Below are 1,293 nucleotides of genomic sequence, written 5' to 3'. Positions count from 1 at the left end.
TGCGCCTACGGCGCACCAGTCACCCATCAGGTTCAAGGCAGATAGGGTTTTAACCCTTTGCCCCTGACAGCCTAAGCCGTCCCAGAAAACCCTCTGTTCCCCACTGCCTCCAATTTGGGCGAGTCGCTCGACTCGCACAGGTCTATGGCTTGCCGTTTGGCTTCCAACCCCTTAATGGCTGGCAGTGCGGGCACCGTCTGCGTATTGCGCGGGCGGAGTCTGCGTGTGTGTTCAATCAGGTCTTATGGTTGAACCCAACCCCTAGGCTGACTCACACACGGGACTCCTTAACCGTTAACTAAAGGCGCGATTGACATCAAAGGCAGTGCCTTCTTTCAGTATGTGGTAACAGGCACGTGCCAGCTTGTGTGCCACTGCTTTAATAGCCACCACCGTCAAAGTCTTGCTGCTCTTCTTTTGATACCAGCGCTTAATCTGTGCGTCGTATCGCACGGCAAAATGCGCAGCCTCTACGAATGCCCAGGCCAGATATTTGTTGCCACATTTGCGATTGCCTTCACCCTTCTTCTTGCCATTCGATTCACGGTGGCTATTGACCGTGCGTGCATACGAGGCAAACTGACCTGCACTGGCAAAACGCTGGATGTCGCCTGTTTCCAGTGCGATGGTCAAGGCCAATACTTCACCGATGCCACTGACGCTACGCAATGCCTGAAATGCGGGTTGCAGCTTGGCCTGTTGCAAAATATGCTGCTCAAGTCGTTCTATTTGCACATCCAGACAGCGCATGACATGGAGATTGCTTTGCAATGCGATCTGCTGTTCTGGTAGCAAGTCCAAGGCCTCTATCTGGGCTGGCTGCCAGCGCTTGATCTCATTCCCGCTAACACTCACGCCCAGATTACGCGCCATAAGGTTTTGCATGGACAATATCTGTGTCGTGCGCTGACGTACCAGTTGACTGCGCTTTCTCAATAAGTCGCGCATAGCGCGTTCTTGTCGGGGATAGATATAACCCGTCGGTAAAATGCCTAGCCGCAGTAAATGTGCCAGGTGCCGTGCATCACTGTAATCGTTACCATGCTTGATGCCATCGTATTGTTTGACCGCTGCTGTATTCACCAGGCGTACATCAAAACCAGCCTCTTGAAGACCATCGACCAGCCAATACCAGTTAAACGTCGATTCCACTGCCACCGCATGGATAGCCCCACATTGTTGCAAGGCGTTCACTATCAATCTCAAATCATTGGGCAGTCGCTTGCGATACACCTCTTGATTCTGTGCATCCAGTACGACCAACACGCTGTTGTTTGAATGCAAGTCAATTCC

General features: G+C 52.2%; 1 protein-coding gene. It reads right to left on the bottom strand.

The annotated features are described in order from the left end of the window. Positions 1-294 precede the first annotated feature (294 nt). Positions 295-1,293 (bottom strand): IS110 family RNA-guided transposase (locus Q9291_RS14110; protein ID WP_306390775.1); only part of this gene is annotated, 999 nt, incomplete at its 5' end.

The sequence above is a fragment of the Methylophilus aquaticus genome (assembly GCF_030769565.1).
Taxonomy (GTDB): Bacteria; Pseudomonadota; Gammaproteobacteria; order Burkholderiales; family Methylophilaceae; genus Methylophilus; species Methylophilus aquaticus.
The sequence above is the reverse complement of the archived record's forward strand: the minus strand, read 5'-3'. Positions and strand labels throughout refer to the sequence as shown.